We start from the raw sequence: 13719 nt of genomic DNA, 5'->3' as shown, positions 1-13719 counted from the left end.
CGACTGCTAGAAGGTCAGGTTCCAGGCGTCGATCTTGCCGGTGTCCTGGGAGGCCACGTCACGTACCCGCAGCTTCCAGGTGCCGGCCGCGGTTTCCGCCGAGGCGTCGACCGTGTACGTCTTGGCGACGTTGTCGGTGCTGTCGCTGTTCGGGAAGTCCTCCAGCAGGTAGACGGTGCCGTCGGGAGCCACGAGGGAGAGGACGAGGTCGCCGCGGTAGGTGTGCTTGATGTCCACGCCGACCTTGAGGGCCGCCGGGGCGTTCCCGCTGACACCGGTCACGGTGATCGGGGACTCGACCGTGGTGTTGTCGGCGATGGCGACATCGGCGGTGTTCTCGACGTACTTGCCGGGCGGCGGAGTGCCGCCGACGGCCTTGAGCGCGTCGACCTGGCCCTCACCGAAGAAGGAGTTGGCGGCCGTCGTACCCGTGCACCGTCTGTCGGAGGGGCAGGCGGTGTCGGTGGCCTGCGAGGCCAGTTTCGCCCGCAGGTCCGCCGGCTTGTCGGCTGGGTTGGTGCTCGCGAGCAGCGCGGCGACACCGGCCACGTGCGGCGAGGCCATCGAAGTGCCGTTCAGATTGCCGTACTTGCCGCCGGGCAGTGTCGAGTACACACCGTACGCGCCGTCGCCACCGGGGGCGGCGATGTCGATGATGTCGCGGCCGAAGTTGGAGTACGACGCCTTGACGTTGCCGTTGCCCATGGCCGCGACCGTCACCACGCCGGGAAGTTCGGTGGGGATGTCGATGCAGGCGTTGGTGATGGTGCGCGTCACCGGGGTCGAGTCGTTCGGGCTCTCGGTGTCGGTGCGCTTGTCGGCGAGGTCGTAGTTGGCGTTGCCCGCCGCTGCGACCTGCAGGGAGCCCTTGCCCTCGGCGTACTCCTGGGCGCGCCGGACGCCTTCGATGATGGCGGCCTGGTCCAGGTCGTCCGGGCAGTTGAACTGCCAGGGGTCGGTGTAATAGCTGTTGTTGGTGACCTTGAAGCCGTGGTCACCGGCCCACATGAAGCCGCAGATGGTGTTCTCGGCGAAGAACAGGGTGGAGCTGGGCTCGGCGATCCGGACGGAGGAGATCTTCACGCCCGGGGCGACGCCGATGACGCCCTTTCCGTTCTTCGCTGCCGCGATCGTGCCGGCCACGTGTGTGCCGTGCTCGTCGACGTCGCGCCATGCCCCGGTGCGGGTGTCCGCCTTGCCGTAGGCGCAGGAGACGGAGTCGGCCGCGTTGAAGTTGGGCGCGATGTCCTGGTGCTGGTCGTCGACGCCGGTGTCGAGTACGCCGACCTTGACGGCGGAGGAGCCGGTGGTGACGGCCCAGGCCTTGTCCGCCTTGATCTGGGTCATGTCCCAGCGGTTGGACTCGGTGAGGGTCGTCGTGGCCTGGGTGGGCGTGGGCGGCAGCGCCGGGTTGTACGCGTCGGCGGGGACGTCCGAGGTCCGGGTGGCACCGACCCGCTGGACACCGCTGACGCCGCGCATGGTGGCGGCGAAGGACGCGGACGCCGAGTGCGCCACGATCACACCGATCGCGTCGTAGTGGGCGAACACCGTGCCGCCGTTGCCGGTGACCGCGGTGCGTACGGCGGAGGTGTCGCCGGGCGCGGTGATGACCAGGTAGGCGCGGGTGCCCGCGGCCCAGGACGCCGAAGCCGCCGAGGGTGCGGCGGAGACCGCCTGCGCTGCCGTGGCCGGGGTCACGAGCGCCAGGGCCGCCCCCAGCACGGCGGTGGCCACGACCGAGCGTCTGAGCCGGCGGGATATGAGGGTAGGCAATGCATCCTCCGAAAGCCCGGTGATGCCGTGACACCGACCGGGCCGTGATGTGGGAAGTGGTGGACGCAAGATGCCAGATCACAGCCGTGTATGGGAAGAGTTCGATCACACAACTGGCCATCGTCGGGCGGTGGTTGGCGGTGGATCCGCCGTGTTCGGGCCGTTTCCCGGGCACTTGTCCGGGGGCTGCTCCGCCGGGGGCCGGAGTCCTGAAGTGTCAGGTCCGGCGGCTGGTGATCCACCGCTGGTCGCTGTCACCGTCGGACCGCTCGAACCCGACAGGGCTCCCCGCCGGGTCCCTCTCGGGTTCGACGGCGGCGTCGGGGGCGATCCGCGGGTGCAGGGCTCCCGCGGAATCGACGGTGAAGAGCAGATTGAACCCGTGCCTGCCGCCCACGGAGGCACAGGACCAGATGCCGACGCCGCGGTCGGTGTCCCCGCGTGAGTCCAGGCAGAAATCGGGGTCCGCCTGGCTGCGTACCAGTCCGCCGGGCTCGAGGCTCCACAGCTGGGTGGCGGCCGCGGTGCAGGGAGCGGTGACGACGTCGGTGCGGTTGGCCATCACACCGTCCTCGATGTCCAGGCACAGTCCCGTGTCCGCGTTGACGACCTGGGTGCGGCCGCCGGGGGCGATCGGCACCGGCCGGGGCGAGGGGGTGCTGCGTGACGGGGAAGGCCGCGGGGAGGAGGCCGCCGTCGGAGACGGCGGGCGGGAGGGTGTCTTCGACGGTTTCGGAGAGGTCGAGGGTGTGGCCGGGAGTGCGGGCATGGCCGAGGTGGGGGCGGCGGACCGGTCCACGGTCCGCGTGGCGCCTGCACCGGTCATGTCTGCGTCCCCCGCGGCGACGGCCAGAAGCGTCCCGGCGGCGACGGCTCCGACGACCGTCACCGCGACGAGGACGACGGACCGGGACAGCTGCCGGGGCGCCCCCGTGAGCGGCTGCGGCTCCCCTTCCCGGTGCCGTGCGAACGTGGTGGAGTCCCCGGGCCCGGCGACGACGGCGTCGAACAGTCCGGGCGCCGGAACCTGTGCGGCGTAGGCCGCTCCGCCCCATCCCAGCAGGCCTTCGGCGCACACCGTCCGGGGGTCGTCGGCCATTTTGTCCAGCTCGGCGACCAGACCGGTACAGCCGGGGCAGTCCGCCAGATGAAGCGTCAGGTCGTCGCTGCCCCGGCGGTCCCCGGGGCGCGTGGCGGCCTCGACGATACGGCGGAACCCCAGGCACCGCGGGTCCTCGCTGCGCTCCAGGTGCGCCTGGATCCAGGCGCGGCGCATGGCCTCCGGCGCCCTGTCGCGAAGCTCGGGAACCAGGTCCGGACGGATCCCGAGAAAGCCTGCGGCGACGTCGTCGGGCTCGTCGTCCACCACCCCGTACCACAGGACGCCCCGTATGAGCTCCGGCAGCCGGAGGAAGCCGGCGAGCATCGCGGACGACGACTCGGTGTGCGGCGGCACGGTCTCGGCCGGGCCGTGTGCCGGGATGGCGGCGGACCGGTCCGTCCAGGCGAGGAAGTCGGGTGCGAGCACGTCACGGCCGCTTCGGGCCGCCCGGACGAGGGCGACTCGCTGAACGCGCATCAGCAGGTGGTGCCGCCACGTTCCGCGCGGCACGACTCCCCTGGACACCTCCTGGGCGGCGAGGTCGAATGCTCCCAAGGCCAGTTGGTTGGCGGTGGCCTGGTTGCGTGCGCACAGGCCGGCGTAGACGAGAACCGCGGGCAGATGGCGGCGCTTGAGCTCCAGGACGGCGGGGTGGGCGTCCGCGGCCCCGGCCCGGATGCGTTCGGTGAGCTCCACGTCCGTGAGACGGCTGTGGACCTGTGCGGCGTCCGCGGGATCCGGAACGGCCCGGTGGAGCTCTGGCACCCTGACACTCCTCGTTCACTCGACGCCCGGCAGACCGCCCGCAACCGGAACCCTCCGGTGGTTACCTGCCGGGAAACAAGAGCCCATCGTGGGGCAGCAGACCTCATGGGGAAAGGGGTTTCCGGCGGTAAGTACGCCCGTCGACCGGATGCCCCCGGCCGAAAACCGGAATCACCGCCGGGACCGGAGCCTCACTGCGGCGCAGCCGCCGGGCCGTCGGGCCGCGGCAGTGCCTGCTCCGTCCAGATGGTCTTGCCGGAATGACCGTAGCGGGTACCCCAGCGCTGGACGAGCTGGGCGACGATGAACAGCCCTCGCCCGCCCTCGTCGTCGGCCGCGCTGTGGCGCAGATGGGGGGAGGTATGGGCGGCGTCCGCGACTTCGCACACCAGCACACGGTCGTGGATGAGTCTTAGGTGAAGCGGGCCCGCGGCATGTCTGACGGCGTTGGTGACCAGTTCGCTGACGATCAGCTCGGTGGGGAACACGAGGTCGTCGAGTCCCCAGTCGTGCAGCCGGGTGGCGGCCCTCTCCCGGGCGTGGCCGACCGCCACCGGTTCGGCGGGCAGATCCCAGGAGGCGACCCGGTCGGTGTCGAGTTCGCGGGTGCGCACCATCAGGAGCGCCGAGTCGTCGGTGGTCGTGCCCTCGGGCAGCAGTTCGGCGACGACGCGGTCGCAGATGTTCTCCAGTGTCCCGCTGCTGTCGGTGAGGACTCGTTTCAGGGTGGCCAGTCCCTCGTCGACGTCCCGGTCGCGGGTCTCCACCAGCCCGTCGGTGAACAGCGCCATCAAGCTGCCCACCGGGAGTTCGACATCGGCGCTGTCGAACGGCAGCCCGCCCAGTCCCAGAGGAGGGCCGGCGGGCGCGTCGAGAAGGGTGACCTGCCCGTCGGGGTGGACGACGGCGGGCGGCGGGTGGCCCGCACGCGCCATGGTGCAGTGCCGCGACGCCGGGTCGTAGACCACGTAGAGACAGGTGGCCCCGATGGCCACGTCCTCGCTGTCGGTGGGAGTGGCGACGATGTCGGGGCGGTCCTCCGCGGCCTGCACCACCAGATCGTCGAGGCGCGTGAGCAGTTCGTCGGGAGGCATGTCCAGCGGAGCGAGCGCCCGTACGGTCGTACGCAGCCGGCCCATGGTGGCCGCGGCATGGACGCCGTGGCCGACCACGTCGCCGACCACGAGACCGACACGGGCACCGGACAGGGGGATGACGTCGAACCAGTCGCCGCCCACGCCGGTCACGTCGTCCGTGGGCAGATAGCGATACGCCAGGTCCACGGCCGAGTTCGGCGGCAGATGCCGTGGCAGGAGCTGGCGCTGCAGTGCCAGGGCTGCCGCGCGTTCCCGGGTGAAACGGCGGGCGTTGTCGATGGACACCGCGGCCCGCGCGACGAGTTCGTCCGCCAGGGCGACGGAGCGTCTGTCGAAAACGGACGTACCGGCGCTGCGGACGATGGTGACCAGGCCCAGTGGGCTGCCGCCGGTCCGGAGCGGCACCACCAGGGTGTCCTCATCCAGTACGAGTCCGCCGGACGCGAGGCTGCGCTGCTGGAGCGAACCGGGCGCGTACCGCGTCGGGCCCGGGGGCCCGGAGTGCGCCACGACCACGGGATCGGCCTGGCCGCCGGCCGCGACGCGGCGGCCGGCCGTCCGGATCAGTGCCGTATCCGGGCCGACGGCTCCGGGTATCTCGCCTTCCAGGACGGCCGCGGCGACATCGACGACGACCCGGTCGGCGAACTGAGGGACCGCCACCTCGGCCAGTTCGTCCGTCGTGGCGATGACGTCCAGCGTGGTGCCCACATGACGGCTCGCGTCGACGAGCAGGTTCAGCTGCCGCTGGGCCTCGTAGCGCTCCGAGATGTCGAACGCGTCCTCGCACACCCCGAACACATAGCCGTCGGGGTCCTGCAGCCGGTAGTAGGAGCAGGACCAGAGGTGCTCGATCCCGGGGTCGCTGGGCTGCTCCCCGCGGAAGTGCAGGTCGAGGAACGCCTCGCCGGTGTCCAGCACATGGCGCAGGACGTCGTCGAGTTGCTCCGGGTAGCCGGGGGACACGAATCTGCCCTGGGGATAGAGCTCCGAGCCCCGTTTTCCCCGGAACGCCGCGAACGGCGCTCCGATCTCCTCTTCGTACGCGGCGTTGCACCAGGTCAGACCGAGGTCGGTGTCGTGGATGGCGAGGGCTACGGGCGACTGGGTGGCCAGGCCGTGCAGCATGGCGAGCCGGGATTCCCACAGCCTGAGTCCTTCGCGTTCCGCCGCCACGAGGACCTGTCCTGCCTCCTCGCCGGTCAGCGGGCAGACGGCGGTGGCGAGCAGCAGCCGGTGGCCGTCCCGGTGGACCGCGACGCTGACGTCGCCCTCGTCGAGCCGTGCGGCAGCGCGCAGAGCGGGGCCGCCGGAACTCAGAGGCGCCGGCGCGGCGGAGGAGCCGCGGGCAGGCCTCAGGAATGTCTGCACGGGCAGCCCCACGGCGTCATCGGCGCCGTAGCCGAACAGCTCCTGGGCCGCGGCGCTCCACCCGATGACGACGCCCCGGCTGTCCAGCACCACTGTGGCCGCCCTGGCGACGTCCAGGGGACCACGGAAATCGCCGTTCCCGGCTGCCTTCCGTGCGCTCATCGCGCCCTACCGGCCTGCTTCATCACGTTCCAGAATCCGCCCGGCCCCGGGTGCCCGCAACAGCGGTGGCCGCCCGTGCCAGGCCGCCCGGGGACCCGGACGCTCCGCCCCCTCTGGCGGCGGCATGGTCACAGCCGGACGACGACGAGGGCGATGTCGTCGCCGGCCCCGCCGCTGACACCCAGCCGTGCCAGCACCGCGTCTGCGAGCCGTTCCGCGCCGAGCCGGCGGTACTGGGCGAGGGCGTGGGCGAGCCGGGCGATACCGACGTCGATGTCCTCGTCGCGTCGTTCGATGAGCCCGTCGGTGTACAGGACCAGCGTCGCCCCGGGGGTGTAGGGACAGCTGGTCTGGGGACGGGGCACATGCGCGGGGCGGGCGCCCAGGGGCGGGTCGGTGGCCTGGTCCAGCAGCTCCCAGGAACCGTCGCGGTGCAGCAGGACGGGCGGCAGATGACCGGCGCTGCTGTAGGTGATCAGACGGCTGCGTGTGTCGATCACGACCTGGGCGGCCGTCGCGGCCAGGGCACCCTCCACGGAGCGGGCGTACAGCCCCAGCACCTCCAGGGCCTGGGCGGGACCCGCGACGGCCCGGGTCGCCGCGCTCAGAGCGCTGCGAAGCATGCCCATGACGGTCGCGGCATCGAGGCCGTGGCCCACGACGTCGCCCACCGCCACCGCGAACCGCTCTTCGGAGAGGTCGGCGACGTCGTACCAGTCGCCGCAGACGTTGAGCGACCCGGTGGCGGGCAGATAGCGCACCGCGATGTCGCGGTGCTTGACGAGGTCGGGCGCGTGGAGCATCGCCTCCTGCAGGGTGAGGGCCACCTGGCGCTCACGTGCATGGGCCTCGCGCAGTTCCTCGTTGAGCCGCTGGAGCTCGCGGGCCCGCGCGTACAGCTCGGCCTCCATCTCCTCCTCGCGCTCGCTCGACACCGCACCGGAGTCACGGGACCGGACGAAGGCGGTCACGTCCTCGACCCGGTGGATGATCCAGGCGGTGGTGCCGTCGGCAGCCAGGACGGGGGTGTTGATCGTGGACCACCAGCGCTCCTCGAACGTGCCCGGCTCGTCGACGAGGGGGATGTCGTACCTCTGCAGGGCCATCGATTCCGGCTCGCAGGAGGCCAGGACGCGCTGCAGTGAGGCTTCGAGGTTCTCCACACCGTCGACGTCCGGGGCCGCGGGGTTGCCAGGGAAGGCGTCGAAGACGTACTGCCCGATCAGCTCCTCCCTCGTCCGGAGGGTGGCACACAGGTAGGCGTCGTTGACGTCGGCGATGACGAAGTCCCTGTCGAGCACCAGATAGGGGCTCGGTGTGGCGGCGAACAGCCCTGAGTAGTCGATTTTCATGCCATCACGCGCCTGCCCTCCCGGACGCACGGTCCATGGCCCCGCTCTCTGATCAATCTACGAGGCTTCCTGCTCTCGCGCGCACCGCGGACACGACGCCTGCTCGGCCGGAGAACACTGCGACGCCGGGGGTCACGCTGCGGATACGCCCGCTCACCGGGCGCGCGACGGGAAGGAGCCGGGGCGGGAGGTCCCGTGCCCCTTCGGCCGCCTCGCCGGGGGACACTCTGGCGCGCGCCGCTTCGTCCCGCGGGCCGCTGTGCCCGTACTCCGCCGGCACCGAACCCCCTGCCGGAGCCAGATGTGAAAGATCGTCAACAGGTTCCCTGCCCTCGGCGTGCCGTCTTTCACAAGACAGCATGACAACGCACCACCGTCGACTCTCGTATTGCAGGGAAAGATCCGCGCCGCTCCGTCGGGTGTGCGCGGAGCACGATGGAGGAGCAGCCGCACCATGAGGAAAGACCCCCGCCGGTTCCGCTTGATCCGCTTGATCCGCAGGCAGCGCACCGGGCGCTCACGTCTGATCGACTACCCGCGACACGGCAGAAAGGGCGTCCGCCGCTGGCTCCCGTCATGGCGGCTGCAGCTCGGCACGTTAGTCAGCCTCGCCGGCGGCCTCCTCGCCCTGTTAGCCGGTGTCTACGCGCATGTCGACATCCCGGGCGAGAACTCCGCCGCGCGCCAGGAGGCCAATGTCTACTACTGGGCCGACGGCAGCGAGATGGTGAACGTCGGCGCCGTCAACCGGCAGAGCGTGCCGCTGGCCCGAGTGCCCGTCGCGGTCCGCAACGCCGCCATCGCCGCCGAGAACGCGGGCTTCTACACCGACCCCGGTGTCTCGTTCACCGGCCTGGTGCGCGCGGCCGTCAGCATGGCCGGCGGCGAGGAGACCCAGGGTGGCTCCACGATCACCCAGCAGTATGTGAAGAACACCTATCTGTCGCAGGAGCAGACACTGTCCCGCAAGGTTCAGGAGTTCTGCATCGCGCTCAAGATCGACAGCGACAAGAGCAAGGACGACATCCTCCAGGGCTACCTCAACACCAGCTGGTTCGGCCGGGGCGCGTACGGCATCCAGGCCGCGACGATGGCGTACTACGGCGTTGGGGTCGAGCAGCTGAATCCCAGTCAGGGCGCTTTGATGGCAGCGCTCCTCAAGGGCGGGAACGACTACGATCCGGTGCTCGGCAAGGGCAACCGGCAGCGTGCTGTCGAGCGGTGGTCCTGGATCCTGGACCGCCAGGTGGAACTGGGCATGATGCCGCGGCACGAACGCGCGAAGTACACCGTGTTCCCCGAACCCCGCCCGCAGTCCCTGGCCACCAATCTGAGCGGCCAGACCGGCTATCTCGTCAACATCGCCAGGCGGTACGTCAAGAAGCAGACCGGGCTCACCGACGCCGACCTGGACCGCGGCGGCTATCAGATCCACACCACCTTCGACCGGAAAGCGGTGCTCCGGCTCGAGCGCACCGTGAAGGACGTCCTCGGCAAGCGGCTCGATCCGAAGACCCGTGACCAGGACCGGTTCGCCGAGATCGGCGCGGCGTCGGTGAAGCCCGGTGACGGCGCCATCGTCGCGATGTACGGGGGTGCCGACGCGACCCGGCACTTCACCAACAACGCGGATACCTCGGGGGTGCCGGCGGGTTCGGTCTTCAAGCCGTTCGTCCTGGCGACGGCGCTCCAGCACGGAGTGCGCGACGAGGATGGAAACAACCGGCCGGTGTCCGCGGAGAGTTTCTACGACGAGAGGGGCCGGCTGTCGTCCGGTCTGATGCCGGTGCGCAGGCAGCGGACCCTGCCGTCCCCGCTGGCTGTGGCCCCGCGGTTCCCGACGCTGCGTGAGGCCATGGCGACATCGGCCAACACGCCGTTCCGGCAGCTGGGTCTGGACGCGGGGCTGGAGCGCATCAAGGACATGGCCATGGGCGCCGGGATGCTCAAGGACAGTATGGCGCGCCTCAACCCGGAGTTCCCGCTCGGCACCTCGTCACCGAGCGCGATCCGGATGGCCGGGTCGTACGCGACCTTCGCCGCCGACGGTACGCGGCACGAGCCGTACTCGGTGACCAGGGTGCTGCGGGACGGCGCGCCCGTGGAGGGGCTGCAGCCGGTGCCCGCGCGGCGCGCCATGGACACTCCGGTGGCGTTCCAGGTCAATGCGGTGCTGCAGGATGTGGCGGTGGGGACCCCGGCCGCGGCCTCGCCGGAGGTGCTGGGACCCGTCGCCGCTGCCTCGACCGGACGGAACGAGGTGCAGCGCGCCGCGTGGTTCGTCGGGTACACGGACAGGCTGTCGACAGCGGTGACGCTGTTCCGTTCCCAGCCCGGCAAGCCCCTGCTGCCGCTGAGTGGCACGGGCGGGGAGGGATCCGAGCGCGGGTCCCAGGTCGCGGCCCAGATCTGGTCCGACTACTCGACGAAGATCGCGTCCCTTGCATCTGCCTCGCGTGACGGGTCGTCGGATGCGTCCACCGGGCCGGGGGGCTCGGCCCCGCCCACCGGAGACGACGGCTGAGGTTCCCGCCGCTCCGAGGCTGAGCGGCTGCCGGCCTGCCCCGGGGTCCGCGGCAGGCCGGCGGCCTGGGACGGGGCGGGTCAGAAGGCGTGCGGGTGGCGGAAGAGACGCCCGGGGTCGTAAGCGGCCTTCACCCGTGCCAGCCGGTCGGCGTTCGCCCCGTAGTACGCCCGCCGCCAGTCCTGGAGTTTGGGGTCGGTGTAGTTCTGGTACGCCTGGCCGCTGGCCCAGGGCCGCATCGCCGCATGGGTGGCGTCGAGCCAGGCCTGGTGCCGGGCCACGGTGGTCGCGGAGGCACGGTCGGGCCAGGAGACGATGTACTGGGCCAGGAAGAGTGCGTCCCGGTGGACGTACGCCGTGTCCGCTGCCCGGACCCTCCCCACCGCACCGCCAAGGGCGTCCAGGGCGATGCTGCCCACGCCGCCCCCGCTGAGGGCGGAGAGCCGCTCCACCCGGGTGAGCAGGGCCTTGATGCCGTCGCCGGGGATGCGCCGGGTGTAGAAGTCCGAGCGCGCCGCATACGATTCGCGCGCGACACGGCCCTGGGGGTTCCGGCCCGGCAGGGTGCCCTGCTGATGGGCCTGGGCGATGCTGAAGCCCGAGACTCCACCCATCACCTTCATCGCGTCCATGAACGGGCGGGTCCGCACGAACACGGACGCCGCGGGCGCGCCGACGGCATCGGCGAAGCGGTCGAGGCGGTTCTCGATGTCTCCCCGGCTGCCCAGAGTCAGCCCGCCGACCCGGACCGATCCCGGCCGTCCGCCGGCCGGTGCGGACAGATGCAGGTTGGCCCAGGTCTCGTCGGGTGCCGTGGGCGCCCAGCGCTGCCATTCCCGTACCACCGCCTGGGCCCGGGACCACGGCCAGCTGAGGAAGAAGGTGGTGCACTGGGGTGCCGCATGGGTGCGCATCCGCAGTTCGGTGACGACACCGAACTGGGCGTTGCCGCCGCCGCGCAGGGCCCAGAAGAGATCGGGATCGTGCCGGGCGTCCACGTCGCGGATCCGGCCGTCCGCGGTGACGATCCGGGCGCCGGTGATGCTGTCGCTCGTCAGGCCGTAGGCACGGCTGACCACGCCTATGCCGCCGCCGAGTGCCAGTCCGGAGACTCCCACGGTGGGGCAGGATCCGGCGGGGATGGTCCGCCCCTTGGCGGTCAACCGGCCGTAGACGTCGATGAGTTTGGCGCCCGCGCCGACGGTCGCGGTGCTGCCCGAGAGCGAGACGGCGGCCATCTTCTGCACGTCGACGACGAGGCCCGGACCGGATGACCATCCCGTATAGGAGTGGCCGCCGCTGCGTACCGCCACGGGCACCTGGTGGCGGCGGGCGAACGCGAGGCAGGCGCGTACGTCCTCGGGTCGTGCGCAGTAGGCGATTCCGGCGGGCTTGACGCCGTCGAACCGGGGGTTGAAGAGCCGGCGCGCGCTGTCGTAGTCGCGGGCGCCGGGCCTGATGAGCGTGCCGTCCAGCCCACGTGCCAGGGCCGCCCAGTCACCGGCGCGCGGAGGACGTGGCGCGGCGGCGGCCGTCCGCGTGGTGGAGGCCGTCCGCGTGGTGGAGGCACCCGCCGTCCAGGAAGCCGCGGCCACCCCCACCCCCGCCGCGGCGCCCGCGCCCAGCAGCACACGGCGGGTGAGTCCGCCTCCCGCTCCCTGCGCCGCCGCTGCCGTTCCGGATTCCCGCCCCGACGTCCTGCCCATCGCCCGTCCCTCGTCCTCGCTCGGCATTCTGTGGGGAGGATGACGGGGGAGGCGGCGGCGGTTCCCGCGCCGGCGGGTACGTGGTGTGAAGAGAACGGGGAGGTACGGCGGTTCGACGGCGGCGGCCGGCACGGGTGCGCGAGGACGAGGCGCCGCCGGCCCTGCGGCTCATGGACGGCTGACCGCTCCGTCCCCCCGGATACCTGCCCGGGGCCGCACGCTCAACGGCCCCGGGCAGGGTCTTCGAAGCTGATCGGAAAATCGATGTGCGGGAGGGCAGGCGGCAGTATCCGGGCCGCTTGCGGACCGGATGACGGTGTCGGGGCGGTCAGGCTGATGCCGGGCTGAGCGCGACTTGGTGGCCGAGGGCCTGGAGCTGGCGGACGAGGTCGCGGGTCTTGCGGGCGGGGTCGAGGTGGCGGCGGTGCCAGTCGGCACCGAGTTCTTGGTAGGAGGCGTCGGGGTCGTTGATCAGGTGCCAGGCGATGACGAGTATCGAACGGGCGACGGCTACCAGAGCCTTGGCATGGCCGCGGCGTTTGACGATGCGCCGGTAGCGGGCGCCGAGGAAGGTGTCGGTGCGGGCGGCGGCGTTGGCGGCCTCGCCGAGGGCGCCCTTGAGCCAGGGGTTGCCCTTCCCAGCTGGCCCCGTGGTGTTCTTCGCTCCGGACTGGATGGTGCGGGGGCACAGCTTGGCCCAGGAGACGAGGTGTTCGGGAGTGGGGAAGCGGCTCATGTCCGCGCCGATCTCGGCGAGGATGATCTGCGCGGTGGTCGGCCCGATCCCGGGGACGGCGTCCAGCTTCTCGGCCAGAGTCCGGGCACTGACCCCGCCGTCCTTGGCCTCTGTGCTGCCTGGTGGGGCGGTGATCTCCTCCAGCGTCCGGGCGATCAGCCGGTCGAGTTCGTCGATCTGTGCGGTGAGGTGGTCGACAGTGGACAGCAGTACCCGCAGCAGCCGTGCATGGTGGTCTTCGAACTGCCCGGTGAGGGCCTCGATGAGGGCGGGCTTCTTCTTGACCAGGTTGCCCTTGGCGAGGCCGGCCAGGGTGCGTGGGTTGCGTTCTCCGGCGACCATCGCGTCGAGCATGGCCCGTCCGGACATGCCGAACAGGTCGGAGACGACGTCGGACAGTTTGATCTGCGCGTCCTGCAGGGCCTTGTCGACGCGGTGCTTGTGGCGGGTGCGTTCCTGGACGAACACGGTGCGGGTGCGGGTGAAGTCCCGCAGCTGCCTCACCGGCTTCGGCGGGACGAACGAGGCGCGGACCATGCCGCGTTCGGCGAGCTTGGCCAGCCAGACCGCATCCAGCTTGTCCGTCTTCGGGCGCCCGGGGACGTTCTTCACGTCGCGGGCGTTGACGAGCCAGCAGTCCAGGCCGCGGGCCTCCAGCAGATAGAAGAACGGGCGCCAGTACGAGCCTGTCGCCTCCATGACCACCCGCTCGACGCCCTGACACAGCAGCCGGTCGCCGAGTTCGAGGATCGTGTTCGTGGTCGAGGCGACCGTCCAGACCTTCTGAACACGTCGGCCCTCGATGGTGTCGTGCGGGACGCGCAGGCAGACCATTCCGGACGCCTTCGCGATGTCGATCGCCGCGACCCTGGCGACCGTCCCATCATCGTGGTCTACTCCCAACTCCTCCATGACATACCCCCTGATGCGATGGTCCGGGCAGGGGCTGCCCGGGGAGCCAAAGGGGGTAACGGAGAAGCTGATCGGCGTGCTCAAGGCGACAGTGTGCGGCCCCCTCTGACGGCTCCCTCACCAGACTCCTATGCGGGCTCACAGCCCAAACATCAAGCGGCGTCGGCGGGCAGCCCCTGTACCGATTTTCACGCCTGCGGGGCGTCACCGCAGGTG

7 protein-coding genes are annotated in these 13719 nt (G+C 71.2%); 1 reads left to right on the top strand and 6 read right to left on the bottom strand.

What is annotated here, in order from left to right:
- Window positions 1-6: 6 nt before the first annotated feature.
- From ACTWOL_RS34345 to ACTWOL_RS34330, 4 genes are all read right to left on the bottom strand, one after another.
- The gene (locus ACTWOL_RS34345) at window positions 7-1776 is read right to left on the bottom strand and encodes a S8 family peptidase (RefSeq protein ID WP_474300796.1); all 1770 of its coding nucleotides are present in this window, start codon (window positions 1774-1776) and stop codon (window positions 7-9) included.
- 217 nt (window positions 1777-1993) lie between these two features.
- Window positions 1994-3643, bottom strand: a complete 1650-nt coding sequence (locus ACTWOL_RS34340) for a ricin-type beta-trefoil lectin domain protein (protein WP_474300795.1) — start codon at window positions 3641-3643, stop codon at window positions 1994-1996.
- 191 nt (window positions 3644-3834) lie between these two features.
- The gene (locus ACTWOL_RS34335; protein WP_474300794.1) at window positions 3835-6273 is read right to left on the bottom strand and encodes a SpoIIE family protein phosphatase; all 2439 of its coding nucleotides are present in this window, start codon (window positions 6271-6273) and stop codon (window positions 3835-3837) included.
- A gap of 128 nt (window positions 6274-6401) precedes the next feature.
- The gene (locus ACTWOL_RS34330; RefSeq protein WP_474300793.1) at window positions 6402-7625 is read right to left on the bottom strand and encodes a PP2C family protein-serine/threonine phosphatase; all 1224 of its coding nucleotides are present in this window, start codon (window positions 7623-7625) and stop codon (window positions 6402-6404) included.
- A gap of 454 nt (window positions 7626-8079) precedes the next feature.
- Between ACTWOL_RS34330 and ACTWOL_RS34325 the strand changes: the two genes are divergently transcribed.
- Window positions 8080-10149, top strand: a complete 2070-nt coding sequence (locus ACTWOL_RS34325; protein WP_474300792.1) for a transglycosylase domain-containing protein — start codon at window positions 8080-8082, stop codon at window positions 10147-10149.
- 80 nt (window positions 10150-10229) lie between these two features.
- Here the strand turns inward: ACTWOL_RS34325 and ACTWOL_RS34320 are convergent, their stop codons facing one another.
- On the bottom strand, window positions 10230-11882 hold the full coding sequence (locus tag ACTWOL_RS34320; protein WP_474300791.1) for an FAD-binding oxidoreductase: 1653 nt from the start codon (window positions 11880-11882) through the stop codon (window positions 10230-10232).
- 301 nt (window positions 11883-12183) lie between these two features.
- Window positions 12184-13503 (bottom strand): IS110 family RNA-guided transposase, encoded by a 1320-nt coding sequence (locus tag ACTWOL_RS34315; RefSeq protein ID WP_474300790.1) that lies wholly within the window; start codon window positions 13501-13503, stop codon window positions 12184-12186.
- Window positions 13504-13719: the final 216 nt, after the last annotated feature.

Source organism: Micromonospora sp. IBHARD003 (assembly GCF_056106285.1).
This window is presented reverse-complemented; position numbering and strand designations above follow the sequence as displayed.